This window comes from Gemella massiliensis (assembly GCF_900120125.1).
Classification (GTDB): Bacteria; Bacillota; Bacilli; order Staphylococcales; family Gemellaceae; genus Gemella; species Gemella massiliensis.
This window is the reverse complement of sequence record NZ_LT635545.1, coordinates 468,023-487,386: the sequence shown is the minus strand read 5'-3', so window position 1 is coordinate 487,386 and position 19,364 is coordinate 468,023. Positions and strand designations below refer to the sequence as shown.

The window sequence follows — 19,364 nt, the reverse complement described above, 5'->3', positions numbered from 1 at the left end:
GAGGACTTAATCAGAGAGTAGAAGCAGAGAAGTAAAGAAGTTGACAAAAGGAGAGGAATTGATATAATATGAGTATAAAGTTTTCGTCTGGTGGCGATAGCAAAGAGGACACACCTGTACCCATACCGAACACAGAAGTTAAGCTCTTTAGCGTCGAGAGTAGTTGGGTTTACGCCCTGCGAGGCTAGATCGTTGCCAGGCTTTTGTTTTAACTCCCGTTTGGGAGTTTTTATTTTTTAACGAAAATAAAAAAACGAAAGAATAATATATAAAATTTTTAACATAATATAAGAGCAATTAAACAAAAAGATTGTTTAATTGCTCCTGTTTTTTTATTTATAATCTGCTTCTTTATCAACAAAAACATAAACACTAGGGTGTTTTTTTAAAATAGTACAAGGGATATTCTCATCTATTAAATTGCCGGAAGTAAGATATTTAATAGCTTCTTTTTTCTCTTCACCGAAAGCTAGAAGAATAATATGTTTAGCACGCATAATATCATTAATGCCCATAGTAACAGCTTGTTTAGGAACTAAATCTATATTATTATCGAAAAATCGTGAATTTGCTTTAATAGTTTCTTCTTTTAAGTCTACAATATGAACTCCGGTTTCAAAAGAAGTACCCGGTTCATTAAAACCGATATGTCCGTTAGAGCCGACACCTAATATTTGTACATCGATAATGGTATCGTTTAGTTCATTCTGATAATCATCAACAGCCTGTTTTAAATTTTTTGCACCGGCATTGGGAATATGGGTATTATTTTTGTTAATATCAATATGATTGAATAAATTTGTTTCCATAAATTTGTGGTAACTTTCAGGATGATCATAATTAATACCAACGTATTCATCTAAGTTGTATGATTTTATATTTTTGTAACTGAAATTTCCTTTTTTAAAATCTTCAATCATTTCACGGTAAAGATCAATAGGAGTGGATCCGGTAGCAAGTCCCAAAGTAGAATTTTTATTAATAAGTTGTTTCAATATTTCATAAGCCTTTTTAGAGGCTTCTTTTTTTGTTTCAAAAACTAAATATTTCATATTATTATTCTCCTATTTTATTACTATAAGCAAGTTTTCCTCGGGTAAAGGTATTGAGTATTTCATAATCAGAATTTATAACTACAAAATCAGCATCATAGCCAACTTTTAATTTTCCTTTTTTATCACCGAAACCAAGCATTTCCGCAGGATTTTTAGTACATGAATTTATGGCTGAATCTATTGGAACCAACGCTTCTTCAATTAAAATTCTTAAACCGTCAATAACTCGTAAGGTTGAACCGGCTAAACGTCCATCATCACGATGAGCACTACCATCTTCGTAAATTTCCATATTCTCACCACCGAAAACATAAGAGCCACGACCACAGCCTTTTGCACACAATGAATCGGTAATCATAATAGCATGATCACGACCTTTGGCATTAAAATAAGTGTTTAGAGCATCGGTTGTTGAATGAATACCATCACAAATAATTTCTCCGTAAGCGTCTTTAGCACGTAATGCGAAGCCGACCTGTCCGCCGTCACGATGATGAAAACCAACCATACCGTTAAATACATGAGTTTGAGAAGTAGCACCATTGGCAAAAGCTAAATAACTTTCTTTATAGTTGGCAGCCGAATGACCGAGACTAACTTTAATGTTTTGACTTGCCAAGTATTTGGTAAGTTTGTAATCGATGTCCTTTTCACAAGCTATAGTAATAAGTTTTATAAGATTATTACTAGCCTGTTGAAATTTTTTAAATTGTTCAACACTTGGAGTTTGAATACATTTTAGAGGTTGAGCACCTCTTTTTTCAGCATCAAGATAAGGACCTTCAAAGTGAATACCAAGTATTTCGGCACCATCGTAACCTGCTTCATAAATATTAGCAATATTTTTTACAGCTTTTAATAGAACTTCTTCTGTTTGGGTAATAGTCGTTGGTAAAAAGGAAGTTACTCCCTCGCTCGGTATATTTTTAGTCCAATTACGTAAACCGTCTTCTGTTGCATCGTTTGTATCATAGCCATAGGCACCATGAGTATGAATATCTATAAATCCCGGCAAGATACGATTGTTTTCAAAATCATAATCGACGGTATTGAAATGATTATAATCATAGATGGAAATTATTTTTCCTTCTTTTATTTCAAGTGTTAACGGTAAAAATTGACTATTAGACCATACTTTTTTACTACGTATTAGCATATAAAACAAACTCCTTTTAATATTTTAAAATTTAATGTGTTAAATTTCTGTTATCTTAATGGTAACACAGAAAGAGTAGTTTTGTAAAGTAGGAAAAAATTAAATAAAAATCTAATTTTAAAAGAAAAACTATATTATTATTTACCTTAGTTGTTGGATATTTTTTCTTGTGATATAATGATGAATAAAGTTGTATTGAGTAAAGCGTGGTGTTTTTATGGAAAAAGATATTATAGGAAAAGAAATTTCCGGAAAAATTGTAAAAGTTGAAAACTATGGCTTGTTTGTTGAGTTTGATAACAATCAAGGATTTTTACCAAAGCAAAATATGAATATTGGGAAAAAGAAAAAATTGATTGATGTTTTTTCTTTTGGTTTTATTGTTAAAGCAAGGGTGATAAATTTAAAAAAAGATTGCTATATTCTCAGTCAAAAGGATAAAATAAATGACGAAAAGAATGTGGAGAAAAAAGCACCTTTTAAAAAAGAAAAAGTAAAAAAGAAAAAAATAAAAAAAGAGAAGATATATAATATAGAAAAAGAAGAAATAAATCAAGAACCTAAAATTGAAAAAACCAAAATAACAGATTTGCATAAACTGAAATATTTAGGTAATATGAAAATATCTGTTAAAAAAGGAAAAAAAGCTATAATAGAGTTAACACAAGAAAAAGAAGAGAAGCAAGAATTTTTAGAAATTCCCGAAGGTTTTTTAGAAAAAATAATAACGACAACAGAATCAAAAATAAAAAAATTTGAAAATATAAAGCAAGAATTGTTAGAAAAAGGTTGTTTAGATAGTAGAGGACAAAGTGATGAATTTTAATATTTTGTGGGACAAAAAAGAGAAGATAGCATTAGCGCTTTCCGGTGGTGTAGATTCTATTGTTTTGTTTCATCTTTTGGTGACAAAATATAAAAATAGCTATAAAGAACTTGTAGTTTTCCATATTAACCATGGGTTAAGGAGTGAATCTTTTGAAGAGGCGAACTTCGTTGAGAAATTTGTGGGCAGTTATGATGTGAAATTTTATAAAAAAGAATTAAATATGAAAACAGTTGTTAAAAAATCACATATTTCTGAGGAAATGTTGGCACGTGAGCTAAGATATAAAGCATTTAAAGAAATGGCAAAAATGGAAAAAATTGATAAAATTTTAACAGCTCATCATAAAAACGATAGAGTTGAAAATATTTTAATGAGATTGCTAAGTGGGCGAAGTATTGATTACAACCTTTCAATAGAAAGTAAGACAATAATAAACGGTTTAAATATTTGTAGACCGCTCTTAGATACTTTAAAAGAAGAATTGGAAAAATATGCCGTAAGTGAGAGATTAACATATTATACTGATAAAACAAATTTCGATACCGAATATACAAGAAACAACATTCGCCATAATATAGTTCCTCTGTTAAACGGCATTAATAATGCCAGTTTTGATAATCTTATTAATTTTTCGGAGTATTATTTCAATGTGAATACTATTCTAAAAGAGTATATCTTAAAAAGAAAAGATACTTACATAAAAGAAAGTTCAAAAAATTTTGTAGAGCTTGATAAAGAAAAATTACTTTTATTAAAAAGAGAAGAAATATTTTTTATTTTTAAAGAGATTTTTATAGATAATTTTTGTGTTTATGACATCAAACAACGAACTTTGTTTAAGATAATAGAAGATTTAAAACAAAGGGGAGGCAATAAAAGTTATGATGTGAAAAATAATTTTAAAATAGTAGTAGAATATGATAGTATATATATTCATAAAATTGTGAAAAAGTGTTATAATGGTAAAATAGAATTAATTATAGATAAAATTGAAGATAATAAAGAGTATGAATTTTATCAAAATAAGTTTCTAATATCAACAAATACCGAAGGTGCAGAGCTTGGATTTAATAAAGAAGATTTACCACTTATTATTACAACAAGGCGTCAAGGAGATGTAGTAAAGAGAGGCAATATTAATAAGAAATTGTCAAGATTATTTATTGATGAAAAGATTCCGGCAAGCTTGCGTGATGAGTTGGCGGTTGTAAGGAGTGGAAATAGTATTTTGGGAGTTTTAGGTATCGGTACTAAGGTTAACAAAAATATAAAATATGACTATTACATAAAAACGAAAGGATAAAGCAGTGGAAAATTTAAAGCAGGATATAGAAAAAATTCTATTTAGTCATGAGAAAATCGTAAATGCTTCCAAAAGAATAGCAAAGCAGATAGAAGAAGATTATAAGGACAAAGAGCCGGTGCTTTTATGCACATTAAAAGGTGCGTTACCTTTTATGGCAGAGGTTATGAAACATATTGATATACACGTTGTAACTGATTTTATAGATGTTTCAAGCTATCATGGCGGAACTTGTTCATCAGGATCAATAAAAATTAATAAAGATGTAGCTATGGACGTTAAAGATAAAGATGTCATTATAATTGAGGATATTGTTGATACAGGCAGAACGTTAAAATGCCTTATTGAATATTTAAAAGAACTTGGCGTGAACAGTGTAACCTGTGCATCTTTAGTAGATAAACCGGAAGCACGTATTGTTGAAGTACAAGCGGACTATATTGGAATAGAATCTCCAAACGCATTTTTAGTAGGTTTCGGATTAGATTATGAAGAAAAATATCGTAATCTTCCATATATCGGGGTGCTGAAAAAAGAAATTTACACCAAGTAGATTAGGTATTATTAAAAACTGAAAAAAAGAAAAGAAATTTTTAGTCAAAAATAGTCAAAACTTTAATTAGATTTAAAGTACATTGTGTTAAAATGAATTACTTTTAGAAAATTAGGATAATAGTAGGAGGTAAAGTTTTTCTTATGAATAATAGAAAAAGGCAGAATCCTTTTCTTGGTATTCTAGCTTTAATAGTTATTGCTATTGGAGTATTTGCTTATTGGCAACAAGATTTACCGGGGACAACAGAGAAAATAGATTATGCTAAACTTGTCCAAAATATTAATGATGATAAAATTAAGGATATTAGTTTGCAACAAAAAGACGAAAATTACAATGTTAAAGGAACATTAAAAGACGGTAATAAAAACTTTGAAACGGTAGTACCGGCAAGTGACAGTAAAGTAAGAGAACAAATCAACGATAAGGCAAAAGAAGGAAAACTTAGCGTTGTTGAATATAAACCGGCAGAGAAAACGGGTGTAATTCTTCAATTTTTAGGAAATATAATACCGTTTATTTTAATGATGGGATTATTGGTATTCTTTATGTCGCAAATGCAAGGCGGCGGTGGCGGAAAAATGATGAATTTCCAAAAATCGAAAGCTAAAAAAATCGATGGAGATGAAGCAAAAATCACTTTTGCCGATGTTGCCGGAGCTGATGAAGAAAAACAAGAACTGGCAGAAATGGTTGAATTTTTAAAAGATCATCGCAAATTTACCAAAATGGGTGCTAAAATACCTAAAGGTGTTTTATTAGAGGGCCCTCCGGGAACAGGTAAAACACTTCTTGCACGTGCTGTGGCAGGGGAAGCAAAAGTTCCATTCTTCTCAATCTCGGGTTCTGATTTTGTTGAGATGTTTGTCGGGGTTGGTGCGAGCCGTGTTCGAGATTTGTTTAAAGAAGCAGAAAAAAGTGCTCCATGTATTATCTTTATTGATGAAATAGATGCCGTAGGTCGTAAGCGTGGAAGCGGAGTCGGTGGCGGTAATGATGAAAGAGAACAAACGTTAAACCAACTTCTTGTAGAAATGGACGGATTTAACGGCGACAAAGGTATAATCGTTATTGCGGCTACTAACCGTGCCGATGTTCTTGACAGTGCGTTAAGAAGACCGGGACGATTCGACAGACAAATTAAAGTATCAACACCTGATGTAAAAGGTCGTGAGGCAATCTTAAAAGTTCACGCTAAAGGAAAACCGTTGGCAGAAGATGTTGAATTAAGAAGTCTTGCACAAAAAACTCCGGGATTTTCCGGAGCGGATCTTGCAAATATCTTAAACGAAGCGGCTTTACTTGCAGCACGAGAAAATAAAAAAGCTATTGAAAAAGAAGATTTAGACGAGGCAATGGACAGAGTTATTGGTGGGCCTGCTAAACGCAGTAGAGTCTATACTCCAAAAGAAAAACGTTTAGTAGCATATCATGAAGCAGGACATGCAATCGTCGGAATGGTTTTAGACAGTGCCGATAAAGTGCAAAAAGTTACTATTATCCCACGTGGTGATGCCGGTGGTTACAATTTAATGATACCGGAAGAAGAAAAATACTTCCAAACAAGAACGGATCTAATCGATAAAATTTGTGGATTGTTGGGAGGACGTGCCGCTGAGCAAATCTTCTTTAATGAAGTATCAACCGGTGCTCATAATGACTTCGAACGTGTTACGGCAATTGCTCGTGCAATGGTAACGGAGTACGGTATGAGTGATGCTGTAGGACCGATGCAAGCACCGTTTCATGATCCGTACAGCGGACGTCAATTATCAAGTATCGGTAATTATTCGGAAGATATGTTGAAAGAAATTGATGGAGAAGTACGAAAAATAATTAATGAATGTTATACAAAAGTGCTTCATATTATAGAAACTCATAGAGAACAACTGGAGTTAATAGCTCAAACATTGGTGAAAGTGGAAACAATTGACAGAAAAGAAATCGTTGCTTTATACCAATTCGGTAAAATGCCGAAAGAACTTAGCGAAGAAGAAGCTGAGCAATTAGATAGAATAGTCAATAAAAAATATTATGAAGAACAAGCTCGTTTGGAAAAAGAAAAACAGCAAGAAGAAATAATTGATGTTTCTGCAACTGAAAATATAATAGATAATGAATAAGAAATTTCCCCATAAAGACGTATCTTTGTGGGGATTTTTGGTTGTACAATAAATATGTGATATGGGAAAAATACATACCGATATTTGATAAAGAACCGATTTTTTTAATCTGTTCTTTGCAGTAAAGAAAATTTTAAAATAAGTTTATATGATACAGAAGAAAAAAGAAAAAAACTACAGCATAACCTTTTTATTTATGTTATAATAAAAAGTGAATTGTTATGGGTATTTAATATTAATAAAAAATATTTGTAACAAAGAATATTAAAAAGAAAGGAGCTTTGAAATGATAGCTGATTATTTATCAAATATAGGAACTTTGACACTTATTATTCACCTGCTTGATATATTATTGGTTTGGGTAGTAGTTTATAAATTGCTGACACTGTTAAAAGGAACACGTGGTATGCAACTTGTTAAAGGTATTTTAATCGTTATTGGATTAAAAATATTTTTTAGCTTTATAGGCTTTACAACAATGACTTATATATTTGACCAAGTGGTAACATGGGGAGTTCTTGGTATAATGATTATATTCCAACCGGAGTTAAGACGGGCGTTGGAGTATATCGGTCGAGTTCAGCTATCTAATATCCTTAACCTTAATATTAAAAAAGAAAAAGATAATAAAGCTGATATTATAAGTTCCATCGTCGAAACGACACGTCATATGTCACGTAGAAGAATAGGAGCTTTGTTAGTTTTGGAAAATTATACCGGTCTGGATGAGTATGTTGAAAGCGGGATAATAATCAATGCAACTGTTAGCAATGAACTTATTATTAATATTTTTATCCCTAATACACCTCTTCATGACGGTGCGATGATTTTAAATAAAGATAAAATTCGTGCGGCGAGTTGCGTTCTTCCTTTGTCGGATAATAGAAGTATTGCCAGCAGTTATGGAACAAGACATAGAGCGGCGTTAGGACTTTCGGAATTAACCGATGCTATTGTCGTTGTTGTGTCGGAGGAAACGGGAAAAATTTCTGTTTGTCAAAACGGTATTTTAACGACAGACTTTAAATCCGACGAACTTTCAAAATATTTAACAGAAAATTGGCTTACTCAAAAAGATAATCTCCTTAGAGATAAATTAAAATAGGGGGTGATATTGTGAGACTAAAAGAAAATAACCAATTAAAATTAATATCATTTTTGATAGCGGTACTACTTTTTATTTCGGTAAATGAAAATTTCAAAAATATTTCCGTTATCGGAAATAATGACAACATAGCGGCTGCTTGGATAACAGATGTACCGTTGGAAGCTGATTATGATAGGGATAAACTTTATGTAGTAGGAATACCGAATACGGTGTCTGTAAAATTAAGCGGGCCTCCATCAAAAGTACAAAAAGAAAGTATTGCTAAAAATTTCAAGGTGAAACTTAATTTAAAAAATGCCCAAATCGGCGATGATCAGAAAGTTAAGTTGGAAGTGGAAGGATTGGAAAAAGGGCTGGAGGCTACCGTTGAGCCTAGCAGTATTACTATTTCCATTCGAGAAAAAGTAACACGTGAATTTAAAGTCACTCCGATAGTTAAAAAAGAAAGGTTATTGCTCGGTTTTGAAATTGATAAACTAAGTTTAAATAATGATACGGTAAAAATTTCCGGAGATATAGACAGTATTAATAGAATTAAAGAAGTACGGGCAGAAAGTGCTACAAAAACTAAAATTAACAAAAATACACGAGAAGAGGCTAAAATTGTCGCTTATGACAGTGATTACAACAAGATAGAAGATATTCAAATAGAAACGGAATCAACTGTAATGACAATTGATCTTAAAAAAATAGAAAAAGAAGTACCGTTACTTGTTAATAAAGTGGGGGAACTTTCTTCAGATTACGAATTGGTATCCATAACACCGGATTCAACAAAGGTAACCGTAAGAGCGGAAACACAAGAAGAGCTTGATAAAATATCAGCGATGTATGTTGATGTTGATTTGAGTGATGTTAAAGAGGAAACCGAAGAACGTAGTAATTTAAAAATTTATCCGAAAGAAGATGTAAAAACCGCTACTGATACTCCAATAGTAAAAGTAACAATTAAGGTAAGGAGAAAATAGAGGTTTATGGTAGATAAAAAACTAATATTTTTAGCTATAAGTATGTTGATTACTGTAGTTGCCTTAGTTATTATAATAGGCACGACGTTTATTGATAACGAAAAAATGAAAAATATCCTTATTGCAGTAGGTTTTGTTATTCTAATTGTTCAAAAAATTGTTGAGATAATAGTAATAAAAGAAACTCGAAAAGTGAGCTTCGTTATCTTAGGAGTAATAATTATTGCGGCGGCTTACTTAGGATATAGGTTAACTTTATAAAAAGTATATTGGTAATATTTTAAGATAAAAAAGGGATGGCTAACTGAAGACGGCGCAAAAATCATAATTTTTTAAAGTAGGATTTTGTTAAGTCATCCCTCAAGTTTAACAAGGACAAAAAATTTCATAAAACAAATTTGAATACAGGTAGGTTGCTGTTGCTAAATTAATATAAAAACTTTTAAAAGGATAGATTGTGAAAAAGTTGGTTGTAGGTGTTTATATCGCTACTAACCATTGCCGGGATATTTGTAAAATAATATATTTTTTTATTGAATTATTATATTAGGAGTTGAACATGAGAAAATTATTTTCATCAAAATTATATATATATCATCGTTTTAAATTAATAATGATGATAGACTTGTTTATAGTAGCACTTGGTACTTTAGCCTCTATTTTTTTAGGGCGAAATTCTTACCCGCTGGAGATGTTGGAAAATCATGGTGTAAGTATTTTAGAGTTTGTAGTGCTGTCACTTTTTATTTACGGAATATTATTTAAAATATTCGGTATTAACAAGTCTTTATGGTCTTATCTTGGAGTTACCGAGATAGTTAATATTTGTACTTCAATATTGATTGCAGATTTATTTTGCGGTGTGTTGTATCAGTTTATGTTACCTGACACATTTTCTAATGTAAGATTTGTTATTTTTGCTCCATTACTTATTGTTGCGGGGATAATGTTTATTAGAATGTTATACAGAGCATTAAGAGAACGTGAAAATAATATTCATGGAAAAAATGCCTATAAAAATACATTAATCATAGGAGCGGGAGATGCCGGTTATATTCTTTTAAAAGAACTTTCTAAAAACAATGTTTTTAAAGCCAATGTTATCGGACTTATTGATGATAATAGAAAAAATTCAATTATCAGCGGTGTAAATGTTTTAGGAACAACCTATGATTTGTTAAAAATTATACCTAAGCATGAAGTAGAACAGGTATTTTTAGCGATACCGTCTATTTCTACCAAGGATAAAAATAGAATATTAAATATTTTAAAAGAAGCGGATGTTCAAGTTAAGGTAATGGGTTCGGGCATTGCACTTGAAGAAGGCGAAAGCATTTCAAAACATCTTAAAGACGTGTCGATAGAAGACCTTTTAGGACGTGGAGAAGTTAAACTTTCGCAAGGAGAAGTTCAGTCATATATAAAAGGAAAAAGTGTCCTTGTAACAGGCGCAGGCGGTTCTATCGGTAGTCAAATCGCAAGAGAAGTGTTTAAGTTTAAACCGAAGCAATTGGTCTTGGTTGATATAAATGAAAATTCTCTATATATGTTGGAGCGTGATTTGGATTTTGAAAAATCTCACGCTAAAGAATACGAACAGGTAAATTATATCTCTGAGATAGTGAGCATTAGAGAAAAAGCCGCTTTAAAAGAGGTGTTTGAGAAATACAAGCCTGATGTTGTTTTTCATGCGGCTGCTCATAAACATGTGCCGTTAATGGAAAGACGCCCGCAAGAAGCTATAAAAAATAATGTTTTCGGTACGAAAAATGTTATGGATGTTGCTATTGAATATGAAGTTAAACGTTTTATAATGATTTCTACAGATAAGGCGGTTAATCCGACCAACGCTATGGGAGCTTCAAAACGTTTAACGGAAATTATTTTACAGTCTAAAGGTGCTAAATACAAAACTAAATTCGCAGCGGTTAGATTTGGAAATGTTCTAGGTTCAAACGGTTCGGTTATTCCTATTTTTAAGGAGCAGATAAAAAAAGGTGGACCTGTAACGATTACTCATAAAAACATAATTCGTTATTTTATGACAATACCGGAAGCCTCACAACTCGTTTTACAAGCCGGATACTATGCCAGTAGCGGAGAAATTTTCCTACTTGATATGGGTGAGCCTGTGAAAATTATAGATCTTGCTACAAATTTGATAAAACTTTCAGGGTTGGAGCCGTATAAAGATATAGATATAGAAGAAATAGGTTTACGCCCCGGTGAGAAAATGTACGAAGAGTTATCACTTGATTACGAAAATAGTGAAAAAACTGATAATAAAATGATTTATAAAAATACAACATTGGATATAGATATTGCTACTTTAGATGAACAATTAGAAAAACTTCGCACGATGTTAAGTAATTCTACGAGTGAAGATATTAGGAAATATTTGTTTGAAGTAATAGGTAAGTATAATAGTTAACAAGCTGATAATAATACAAAATATGTAGAAAATAATGCGAATAATCAACAAAAAATATTAGAGTTAAAATAAAGGCAATTTCTGTTAGGGTAACGCCATATTAATAAAATTTGCTATTGATAATTAGAGTAGCGGTTTACTGAGTTGGGAACTTACTTTAAAGAACTTTTTAAAATCAATGAACCGTGTCGGAGCGACCTTATAAAGTCGCTCCTTTTTTCCATTAATGGAGATTTGGAAAAACCGGAATAAAAGGAAACGTTTACTCTAAATCGCCTATAGAAATTTTTTTAAAAGAGTATTATAATAATAAATAGTAAAAAAAGAAGGACTGATTTAATATGAAAGATAATAAATTACTAAAAACATTATGGGGAATAGTGATTGCTGTATTTTTATGCAGTGCATTATTTATAGGGATAAGTTATTTTTCCAGTGGTGACAAAGAGCCGAAAAAAGATAATGAATCCGGTTTTGTAAAAAAAGATAGTGAAGATAATAAAGATAATGAAGAAAACGTAGATGATAAAAAGTCTGATGACGATAAAACAGAGGAAGAAAAAAATAATTCTTCAGACAACAAAGACGAAACTTCAGATAATAAAAACAATTCATCATCAAATAATAAAAAAAATGAAATTAACATAAAAAATAATAGTCAAAGAAAAGATACCGATCAAGATAAGAAACAAGATAATAAAGAACAAACCGGTTCTTCAGATAACTCGCAAAAACCGTCTTCACGAACCTTTAAAACTTCAGAAGAAGCCCATAAATATGCAAATGAAGAGATGGATAAATTAATTAAGAAAAATAAAACAGGTTATACTTACAAAATTGTTCAGGATCCAAAAGGGGAAAGAACGGTAGTTTTTATACCAAATAAAAAATAGTTTAAAAGTTAATCACCGATAAAAAAGATATTCCAAAGGTAGAGAATATTATAAATTCTTTACCTAAGGGTATCTTTTTGGTTATAAGGGAAAAACTTCGCAAAAAATAGCTAACGGTGGTATAATTAGGGGGTGAATATTTATAAAGTTTAATAAAAAGGACTGATGGATATGAAAAATAATAATTTATTAAAAATACTATGGGGAATGGTGTTTGTAATATTTTTATCAAGTGCACTTTTTCTAGGATATAGTTACTTTTTTGGAAAAAGTTCTACAAAAGAGAAAGATAAAACATCACAAACCAATACTACCAAAAAGGTAGAAAAAGAAGAAAAACAAAATTCAAATACGACAGATTCGGCTCAAAGTTCAACAGAAAATAAAACAAAAAACCAAGATCAAAAAAACAGTTATGAATATGACGGTAAAAAATTATCTCATAGTGCCGGACTTGGGAATACAGGAAAGGTATTTAATTCACAAAAAGAGGCTATGGAATATGGAAATCAAGAGATTGCAAGGTTAATAGAAAAAGATAAAAAACCTCGACAATTTTCAATCAGCAGAGTAACCTCAGAAGATGGTAAGTTAGTTGGTTGGACAGTCGATATATTTGAAAGTAATAATGGATAAAGGTGACGAAAGTTACCTTTATTTTTCTAAAGTTAGGGTAGTCATCTATATAACTGTAAAAAAATTATTAAAATTATAACTGATAAAAGGGACGATAAAATGAGTATTAGAGTAGGTATTATAGCGGAATTTAATCCGTTTCATAATGGACATAAATATTTAATAGAGCAAGCAAAAAAATATATAAAAAATCACGGTGGAGGAGAAATAGTTTGTGTAATAAGTGAGTATTTTACTCAACGAGGGGAAGCGGCAATAGTAGACGGTTATACCCGTGCTGAAGAAGCGGTAAAAAACGGTTGCGATATGGTAGTTGCACTACCTTACGTAGCGAGCGTTTCTTTTGGAGATGACTTTGCTGAAAAAAGTGTGGAAATTCTTACCAAGATGGGAATTACTCATTTAATATTCGGAACAGAAGAAATAAATATGGAAAAATTTTCCACATTGTATAATAAACAACAAGGAAAAGATATTAAATTAAAATATAAAGAATTATTAAAACAGGGTTATAGCCACGCAAAAATAAATAGTTTATTGTTTGATATTGATACAAATGTTCCAAATTTTATTCTGGCTTACAGTTATTACAAAGCGTTAAAAAAACAAGCTCCTAATGTGAAACTAATACCTATAAAACGACAAGGTCAAAGTTTAAACAACTCAAACTTGGAAAAAACAAGATTTCTCAGTGCTACCGCCTTAAGGACAAATATTTATAAAAAAGAGATAGAAAACTATCTTCCTGCCGAAATGCTGGAAAAACTTCGCAATAAAAAAAATATCTACTTGGAAGATTTTTATTCCTTTATAACCTATCAAATAAATATTTTAGGAAAAATCGGTTTAAGTAATATTTACGATGTTAATGAGGGATTGGAAAATAGAATATTTAATGCAGCACGAATATCGAAAACTTATAAGGATTTGGTAGAAAATATAGCGACAAAAAGATACAGTAATAAAAAAATACAACGAAACCTGCTTCATATACTGACTAATACAACAAAGGAAGACTATAAAAAGTATTTTGGAACAAAAGCGTTTAGAGTGCTGGCGGTAAAAAAAGAAAAAACTCATTTAATAAAAGAAATAAATAATAAAAAAGAAATAATGTTGGTTACAGTTTTAAATAGTAAAAATGCTCAATATTTTGAACATGATATAAAAGTTTCGAGGTTGTATAACTTGGTAGCCGGGGACAAAGATATATTTAAAGAACCTGTTGTTATTATTTAGCAACAGGTTTAATAAGTTTAATTAGGACGTTTTTCTAAAGGTAAAAATCCTAATAGAAATGCTTATAGGTATTTAGACACAGTGTTTATTTATTTGAGAATTTACTTTGGAAATAAAATTATTAAACATTAAGCGGTGATTTTTCAAGAGTTATATCTTTTAAAAGCGTGCTGAAACAATCTTGTGCATCTTTTAAATCTTGAGCATCAGGGTGTGTTTTAGACTCATTAACCATCTCCACTAAGTCCGGCGTTACTTTATGAATAAAGTTAGGATCTTTCCATGTTAAAATTCTAAAGACAATCATTACCTTCGGGTCTATTTTCCCTTGGCAAATAAATGTTTTATGAATGCGGTTATTACGCTCTTTCATAAATTCAATATAGTTGTTTATCGAATCATCGGCATGGTAATGCTCACGAGGAACACCGCAGGTTAAAAATATTGCTACATCTTTGTTGTGAATTTCTTGAATATCAATAAAATGCTGCATATTTTTATTAGCATTTGTTTTATCCGTCCAAGCACCGAGTATATAAAAATCGTACTCTTTATTCATTTTTTTCTTGTGTTTTTTTATATCAATTAAATCAACGTCCCCTAGATTTTTTATATCTTCGTAAATAGCTTCAGCTACTTTTCTTGTGTTTTTTGTTTTGCTAGAGTAAGCAAGTAAAATTTTCATAAATCTAACCTCCGTTTAAGCTGTTATTAAACATCTGATATTATTATAACAAAAAATAATTTTATTTTAAATAGGTAGATGAAAATAATTATCACTTATTGGCAACGGTTATAGTGTTAAAAATATAATAAGTGTGATAGAATACTATTGATTAGTAAATTAGGAGAAAAAAAGTGGCAAAAGAACTAGAAGTAACCAGCTATGCTTCGTTTATTGTATATCGAATAGAAGCTATGGACAGAATTAACACACCTAAAAGAGTAATAAAGGAATTTATAGAATTGCAAAAAATAGTAGGTAAGTTTCCGAAAGAGTTGGAATATTTACACAGCTTTTATGATAAAAATACCGGTAGCAGCGGAGCATTATTTAAAAATATTGATAAAGATAATTATGTTTTATCTTTCACCGGAACGAATTTTTATTTTGATAGAGAAAAAGACTTATACGCTGATATAGTAGGGATTTGTCTAGGGCAAGGAGAACATTATTTAGTTTGTTATAAATTTTATAAAAAAATGGAGAAAAAATATGGTGAAAATATTATTCTCACCGGTCATTCCCTTGGTGGAAATATCGCTCAACGTGTTGCTTTGGAGTATAATGTTGCAGAAACGATTGTTTATAACGCCGCACCGTTGTATCTAATCGGAGGAATAGATATTTTTATGAACAAAAATGCAGATACTGAATTATATCAAGGAAGGTTATCGAGATACAAAAGAGTTGTCAACAGAATAGAGAAAAAGAAACAGTTATTTACGGGTGATGTAAAAAGGATAGTTTCTGAGCAAGATGTATTTACCCGTATAGCGGAGCTTTTAAATATCGGTTATTATATTGGAGAAGAATATATTATTAAAGAGGCGGGTATGCACGGTATAAAAAATTTTCTCGGAGAACGTCAACTTACTTTAAAAGAATTACTTATAGAAGATATTAAGGAAGAAAATCTTTCTACAGAATATAAAGAATTCAGCCTCGCTGAGATTAATATGCTTAAATATTTTTCAGAAGACAAATTATCTTATCTGGAGAATCAACTAACGGGCATGTTGATGAGTGAAACGGTAATGTGTAATCTCAATAAAAATCCATACCATGTTGATTTTAGATACTTCTTAACAAATGTTTTAGAGAAAATAACAGAAACAAAAAATATTAATAATGAAGATGTGGAAAAACAAGAAGTTTTACTATTAGATAAAAAATTAAAAAATAATTAATTTAGAAAAATAAGATTACCGAATTTATTAAGTTTCAATCTGTTTTTAAGTTAACTTTTGATATAGAAAGCAATCGATTTAATATTAAATACTGAAAAAATATTAAAAAAATGATATAATGTAGGTAATTCTATGTGTAATTATTATGAAAAGTATATATTTATATACAAAATATTATTTTTTGCTGATTTTATAGTGGTGTGGCAACCTTAAGAACTAACTGCTACGCAGTTTTCTTAAGGTTCACCTAAGCTTATAATCTCAGGTGAAGCCAGTATTCCACCACTAAGAACAGCAACGAACTTAATAGCAATGTTTGTAGTGGTAATAGTAAAATGCTAAAAGCATTTTACTTGGAGAATTTTAGACCTTGGCTAAAATTCTAGCCGAAAAATCCACCTACGTAGTAGGTTAGTTGTAGGCGTCCATACCACTACTAACCATTGCTGGAATATTTGTAAAATAATATATACTTTCTGTAACAAGGAGGAAATTAAATGGTTGAATATAAAATTTTGGTTGTTGATGACGAAGAACCAATTGCAAAAATTTTAGATTTTAATTTAAAAAAAGAAGGCTATGAGGTAATAGTAGCTAATGACGGAGAAAAAGCGGTAGAGCTTGCTTTTAGTGAAAATCCGGATTTAATACTGTTAGATTTAATGCTACCTAAAAAAGACGGCATGGAAGTATGCCGGGAAGTTCGTGCCCAAAAAAACATTCCGATTATTATGTTAACGGCAAAAAATACTGAAATTGATAAAGTATTGGGACTTGAGTTCGGAGCGGATGATTATGTTACTAAACCATTCTCAACTCGAGAACTTATGGCACGTGTTAAGGTAAATTTACGCCGAGTTACTAAAAACCAAGAAGAAAAAGAAGAAAAAGCCAACGATAATTTAGTTGTTAAAAATATTGTCATCTATCCGGAAGCATATGTTATTAAAAAAAATGGTCAAGAAGTTGATTTAACACGAAGAGAATTTGATTTATTTTATTATTTGGCACAACATCGTGGACAAGTGTTAACACGTGAAAATCTGCTTCAAACCGTTTGGGGTTATGATTATTTCGGTGATGTAAGAACTGTCGATGTAACTGTCAGACGATTGCGTGAAAAAGTAGAAGATGACTCGTCGCAACCGGAGTATATTATGACAAGGCGTGGTGTCGGATATTTTATAGGTGAAGAATAATGAATTTCTTTAATAAAAAAATAAAGAAAAGATTTTTTTCATCAATTAGAATAAAGTTTGTTATAGTGTATGTGCTTGTTAATATTATTTCTTTACAACTAATAGGTTTATTTTTTACAACACAGTTGAGAAATACAAATATTAACACCTTTGAACAAAATATAATAGAACAGGAAAAGGTTCTTAATTATCATATAAGAGAAGAGTTGGATAAAGATAACGCCTCAAAAAAAGGTAACGGAGAAAAACGTGAATCGGTATCGCTGGAAGAAACTCAACGTAATCAAAATAATCCGCAAAACTCACTGCAAATTGACAGTAAAAGCGGTGTAGCTAAATTAATAAGTGAGTTTAATACCCAAAAACTGTTATTAGTTAACGTTATCGACAAAAATACAAAAATATTGGCTTCATCGTCTAAAAACGGGAACAGTGATTACTTCGGAAAAAGATCTTTTGATCCGCTGGTAAGCCAAGTGCTAAAAACCGGTGAGAGTGCAAAAAGAATTCAAACAGATGCCAACACCAATAAGCGTGTTTGGATGTATGTAAGCCCGATAAAAAAAGATAATCAAGTAATAGGTGTCATTTCATTAATGGCAGATATAGAAAGTGTTTATCAAGAAGTAACGGGCATTTCTAAAATATTTATTGTCGGAACTGTTTTATCTATTTTAATAACAACAATAATAGGGCTTTTAGCGTCAAAAACGGTCACAAGCTCTATTGAGAAGATGAGCTCACAGGTTAAAAAAATGGCTTCCGGAAATTACGGTACGGTTGTCGGAATAAATACCAATGATGAAATTGGAGATTTGGCAAAAGTGTTTAACCAAATTTCCAAAAGAATAAAAGAAGAACAAGATGTAACCGAAACGGAAAAAAGAAAACTTGCAACGATTATCAGCAGTATGATAGACGGTGTAATAACTACGGATAACAACGGGAAAATTATTCTTATTAATACAAGTGCTGAAACAATGATCGGAACAAAAGATAATGAGATATTTATCGGAGAAGATGCTCTTAAAGTTTTAAATATAACAGAATATGAAACTATAGGAGAAATAATAGAAGCGGAAGACAGCTTATTGGTTAATATTACTAATAATGAGGGTGAAAATCTTTTGATTCGTGTGGAATTTTCAGAAGTAGTGAAAGAAGAAACGGAAGATTTAACTCAAATGTCGACAGAACTTGAAGGGTATATTATTGTATTATATGATGTAACCGATCAGGAACGTCAGGAAAAAGAACGACGAGAATTTGTATCGACCGTATCCCACGAACTTAGAACACCGCTAACAACGATGAATAGCTATATTGAGGCATTAGAAGAAGGTGTAATGGCTGATAAAGAATTAGCACCGGTGTTTATTGATACAATTCATAAAGAAATCAATCGTATGATAAGAATGGTTAACGAACTTATGCAGCTCGGTAAAATGGATATTCAAGAAGAACATTACGAAAAAGAGTTTATTGATATTAATAAAATGATTGAGCAGATAGTTGGTCGTTTTGAACTAACTCATCCGGAGAAAAACTTTATTAGACACATACCGAAATCTCCTATATTTGTAGAAGGAGATCAGGATAAACTTACGCAAGTATTTGATAATATTATAAATAATGCCGTAAAATATTCTCCAAATGGGAAAAACATTACAATAAGAGTTCGTCAAAATTATAATCATAATAGGGTAAGTATATCAATAAAAGATGAAGGCGTCGGAATACCGCTTGTTCATATTGATAAAATTTTCAATAGATTTTATCGTGTTGATAAAAGCAGACAACGTAGTATGGGCGGAACCGGTTTAGGTTTAGCACTTGCAAAAACAATAGTAGATGCACACAAAGGAAGAATTTGGGCTCAAAGTAGAGAAGGATACGGTAGCATTATTTTTGTAACGCTACCTTGTGAAAAAATAGAAGATGAGTGGCTGTAGGGAGTGAA

General features: G+C 31.1%; 17 protein-coding genes and 1 rRNA gene. 15 read left to right on the top strand and 3 right to left on the bottom strand.

The annotated features are described in order from the left end of the window. The first annotated feature begins 86 nt into the window (after nt 1–86). Nucleotides 87–201 (top strand): 5S ribosomal RNA (rrf, locus tag BQ7358_RS04945). Between the two features lie 131 nt (nt 202–332). On the opposite strand, the gene nagB is transcribed toward rrf, so the two are convergent. Both nagB and nagA read right to left on the bottom strand, forming a co-directional pair. After that, nucleotides 333–1,052 (bottom strand): glucosamine-6-phosphate deaminase, encoded by a 720-nt coding sequence (gene nagB / locus BQ7358_RS04940; protein ID WP_062172059.1) that lies wholly within the window; start codon nt 1,050–1,052, stop codon nt 333–335. A 4-nt stretch (nt 1,053–1,056) separates the two neighbouring features. Beyond that, complete coding sequence (gene nagA, locus BQ7358_RS04935) at nt 1,057–2,211, bottom strand: N-acetylglucosamine-6-phosphate deacetylase (protein WP_062172057.1); 1,155 nt, start codon at nt 2,209–2,211, stop codon at nt 1,057–1,059. Between the two features lie 217 nt (nt 2,212–2,428). Between nagA and BQ7358_RS04930 the strand changes: the two genes are divergently transcribed. The 11 genes from BQ7358_RS04930 (at nt 2,429) to BQ7358_RS04880 (ending at nt 14,294) form a co-directional block, all read left to right on the top strand. Continuing rightward, nucleotides 2,429–3,037 (top strand): S1 RNA-binding domain-containing protein, encoded by a 609-nt coding sequence (locus tag BQ7358_RS04930; RefSeq protein WP_062172055.1) that lies wholly within the window; start codon nt 2,429–2,431, stop codon nt 3,035–3,037. Then, nucleotides 3,027–4,343: a tRNA lysidine(34) synthetase TilS gene (gene tilS / locus BQ7358_RS04925; RefSeq protein WP_062172051.1), complete on the top strand. Its 1,317-nt coding sequence runs from the start codon at nt 3,027–3,029 to the stop codon at nt 4,341–4,343. The genes BQ7358_RS04930 and tilS overlap by 11 nt, the downstream gene beginning before the upstream one ends. A 4-nt stretch (nt 4,344–4,347) precedes the next feature. Next, the gene (hpt, locus tag BQ7358_RS04920; protein ID WP_062172046.1) at nt 4,348–4,896 is read left to right on the top strand and encodes a hypoxanthine phosphoribosyltransferase; all 549 of its coding nucleotides are present in this window, start codon (nt 4,348–4,350) and stop codon (nt 4,894–4,896) included. Nucleotides 4,897–5,039: 143 nt separating this feature from the next. Then, the gene (gene ftsH / locus BQ7358_RS04915; RefSeq protein ID WP_062172040.1) at nt 5,040–7,019 is read left to right on the top strand and encodes an ATP-dependent zinc metalloprotease FtsH; all 1,980 of its coding nucleotides are present in this window, start codon (nt 5,040–5,042) and stop codon (nt 7,017–7,019) included. 286 nt (nt 7,020–7,305) lie between these two features. Further along, nucleotides 7,306–8,124, top strand: a complete 819-nt coding sequence (cdaA, locus tag BQ7358_RS04910; RefSeq protein WP_062172032.1) for a diadenylate cyclase CdaA — start codon at nt 7,306–7,308, stop codon at nt 8,122–8,124. A gap of 11 nt (nt 8,125–8,135) precedes the next feature. Further along, complete coding sequence (locus BQ7358_RS04905) at nt 8,136–9,095, top strand: CdaR family protein (protein ID WP_062172028.1); 960 nt, start codon at nt 8,136–8,138, stop codon at nt 9,093–9,095. 6 nt (nt 9,096–9,101) lie between these two features. Further along, entirely contained in the window at nt 9,102–9,356 is a 255-nt protein-coding gene (locus tag BQ7358_RS04900) for a hypothetical protein (protein WP_062172025.1), read from the top strand. Nucleotides 9,357–9,654: 298 nt separating this feature from the next. Continuing rightward, nucleotides 9,655–11,526: a polysaccharide biosynthesis protein gene (locus BQ7358_RS04895; protein WP_072520274.1), complete on the top strand. Its 1,872-nt coding sequence runs from the start codon at nt 9,655–9,657 to the stop codon at nt 11,524–11,526. A gap of 341 nt (nt 11,527–11,867) precedes the next feature. Next, a complete protein-coding gene (locus BQ7358_RS04890) occupies nt 11,868–12,419 on the top strand; it encodes a hypothetical protein (protein WP_072520273.1) in 552 nt (183 codons plus the stop codon). 171 nt (nt 12,420–12,590) lie between these two features. Next, nucleotides 12,591–13,055 carry a hypothetical protein gene (locus BQ7358_RS04885; protein WP_072520280.1) on the top strand — a complete coding sequence of 155 codons (465 nt, stop codon included), beginning with the start codon at nt 12,591–12,593 and terminating at the stop codon, nt 13,053–13,055. Nucleotides 13,056–13,154: 99 nt separating this feature from the next. Beyond that, complete coding sequence (locus tag BQ7358_RS04880; RefSeq protein ID WP_231723785.1) at nt 13,155–14,294, top strand: tRNA(Met) cytidine acetate ligase; 1,140 nt, start codon at nt 13,155–13,157, stop codon at nt 14,292–14,294. A 121-nt stretch (nt 14,295–14,415) separates the two neighbouring features. On the opposite strand, the gene BQ7358_RS04875 is transcribed toward BQ7358_RS04880, so the two are convergent. Then, nucleotides 14,416–14,979, bottom strand: coding sequence for a flavodoxin family protein (locus tag BQ7358_RS04875; protein ID WP_062172014.1), 564 nt, complete (start codon nt 14,977–14,979; stop codon nt 14,416–14,418). A 173-nt stretch (nt 14,980–15,152) separates the two neighbouring features. On the opposite strand from BQ7358_RS04875, the gene BQ7358_RS04870 reads away from it, so the two are divergent. The 3 genes from BQ7358_RS04870 (at nt 15,153) to BQ7358_RS04860 (ending at nt 19,356) form a co-directional block, all read left to right on the top strand. After that, nucleotides 15,153–16,205 (top strand): Tle-like phospholipase domain-containing protein, encoded by a 1,053-nt coding sequence (locus BQ7358_RS04870; RefSeq protein ID WP_062172010.1) that lies wholly within the window; start codon nt 15,153–15,155, stop codon nt 16,203–16,205. Nucleotides 16,206–16,702: 497 nt separating this feature from the next. Beyond that, the gene (gene yycF, locus BQ7358_RS04865) at nt 16,703–17,404 is read left to right on the top strand and encodes a response regulator YycF (protein ID WP_062172007.1); all 702 of its coding nucleotides are present in this window, start codon (nt 16,703–16,705) and stop codon (nt 17,402–17,404) included. After that, nucleotides 17,404–19,356 (top strand): ATP-binding protein, encoded by a 1,953-nt coding sequence (locus BQ7358_RS04860; protein ID WP_062172003.1) that lies wholly within the window; start codon nt 17,404–17,406, stop codon nt 19,354–19,356. The genes yycF and BQ7358_RS04860 overlap by 1 nt, the downstream gene beginning before the upstream one ends. Nucleotides 19,357–19,364 lie beyond the last annotated feature (8 nt).